General features: G+C 59.7%; 2 protein-coding genes. One reads left to right on the top strand and one right to left on the bottom strand.

Annotated elements, in window-relative coordinates; all coding sequences use genetic code 11:
* Nucleotides 1–21: 21 nt before the first annotated feature.
* On the bottom strand, nt 22–495 hold the full coding sequence (locus ACXJL8_RS39545; protein ID WP_456686867.1) for a hypothetical protein: 474 nt from the start codon (nt 493–495) through the stop codon (nt 22–24).
* 187 nt (nt 496–682) lie between these two features.
* Here ACXJL8_RS39545 and ACXJL8_RS39540 point away from each other — a divergent pair.
* On the top strand, nt 683–2,105 hold a 1,423-nt coding region (locus tag ACXJL8_RS39540), incomplete at its 3' end, for a DUF5801 repeats-in-toxin domain-containing protein (protein ID WP_456686866.1).

The following is a 2,105-nucleotide window of genomic DNA, read 5'->3' as shown; positions in this document are numbered from 1 at the left end:
GGGAAGAACGAGGCCACCCGGCTAGATCTTCTGTTGCCCGCCGGGACCGGCCACGCTGATCGTGATTTTCTGAATTTCGGTTCGACCGCTGGCATATCTGACCTCGATCGTCACGGCGTCGTCGCCGACGAAGTCGGGCTGCGATCTGTAGAATGCGACGTAAGCGGGGACCTCCAGCGCAAGGCAGGACTTGTAGTTGGTTGCTTTCACCTTCGCCGACTTGACGGTCACCTTGCCGGATGCGGGCGCATTGACCAGGCGGATCGTCGGCAGGGGACCCGACGTGCAATCGGGCAGTACATTGATGAAGACGCCGATCCGCGTGTCCTTGCTGGAAGCGGATTTGATCGTGCGCTCGACCGGAGGAGGCGCATCTTCCGCCAAGGCCGGCGCGCCGAATCCCAACAACATTGCGACGCCGGCGGACAATAATACCCTCATTGGTGCTCCCAAGCTTGCCGAAGTTTCCCGATCAATGCGGTGCAAGCTGCTCAATTTAAATGCGTTTTCGGCGCCGGTGCGAATTGATCAGCCAATTTACCACGGTTGGGCAAAAACCCTTCGTTAACTAGTTGATTTCGTTGACCCCCGCCTGGGTTAACAATAGCTTAATAGCGAAATTTTTTGCCTTACTTTCTTCAGACTTGATTTGAACTGTATAGAGTTTTGGCAGGGGTAATTTATGAACGCACAATTTCAGGTGGCGCAGGCTGCCGGCACGGCCGTTCCGACCAACACAACCCCAGTACGAACCTTCACACTTGCAAAACCGCTGACGGATCAGGCGGTGGTCGTCCATCTCGGATATGACCAGAAGGTCAAGCTCGATTTCTCTTCGATCGCCAACGAAAAGATCACGCTCGTCCATGTCGGCGAGAAGCTGATCATCCTGTTCGACAACAAGTCGACGATCACCGTCGATCCGGTCTTCGATTCCCGCCATGACGATCAGCACCTGCTGTCGATCGAACTGGCGCCAGGGCGCGATGTCAACGTCCAGGAGTTCGCCAGCCTCTTTCCCATCACCATGGATCAGTCTGTGCTGCCCGCGGCCGGCGATGGTAACGGCAACGCGCAAGGGAGTGGCGCCAGCTTCTCCAACGCCGCGGTCGACGCGTTGAACGCCGGCAATCCGCTCGACCTGCTCGGGCAAGAAGATCTCGGCAATCTTCGGCTCACCCCGGAGACGTTCGCAGGACTGCCCGCAACGACTCTGCCGAGTGCGGGCTTCACCCTTTCGGACACGATCGTCATCCACGATGAAACCATCGATGTGCAGGTTCTGAACGGCGCGAACGATCAGCTCAATACTGCATTGCCCGCGGTCTTCTCGCCTGTCGGACTGATCGGATGGGCCGAGAGCGCTCTTCCGGAAATCGCGTCATCGAGCGCCAGTTTCGGCAGCGGCGGCACCGGAACGATCACCTATGCGCTGACGACCTCGACGGGCGCGGCGTTCGCTGGCGTCGATTCCGGTTTGCAGGCCACGATCACCGGCAACGAGATCTTTCTTTTCACCGAGGGCAATCTCGTCGTCGGTCGAGAGGGGGCTGGCGGCGCGGCCGATCCGAACGGTGCGGTTGCCTTCCAGCTCTACCTCGATCCCGCAACCCTGAAGCTCGACGTGGCTCAATATGAAGCCATCAAGCACGGCACGGCGTCCGACCCTGACACGAGCGAAGGCGCTCAGCTTGGCGACGTCGTCTTCGTGCAGCAGACGGTGGCCGACGGCTCCGGCAATACGGCGACTGCGCTGTCTTCCGGTTCGCTCGGCGTGTCATTTCTCGACGACGGTCCGACGATCCTGGTGACGGTGGCTGACGGAAGCGAAGGACCCACGCGTCTTGCAACCTTGTCGCTGGACGAATCGATCGGCAGTGACCGCGGCGCGAACGGCTTCCCGGACGGAACATTCGACGACGTCTCGGGCAATACGAGTCCGGATCCGACCGGCACCCATCCGATCGGCACGATGAAGACCGATGTCGGCAATGTCGAAAGCCCGGGCGATCTGGCAGCCCTGTTCAATGTCGTCAAGGATGGTGGCACGGACACCGAGAAGACGACCGACTATGCCTATTCGTTCGCGCTCTCGGGCGCCAAAG

The organism is Bradyrhizobium sp. P5_C11_2, assembly GCF_054049755.1.
This window is presented reverse-complemented; position numbering and strand designations above follow the sequence as displayed.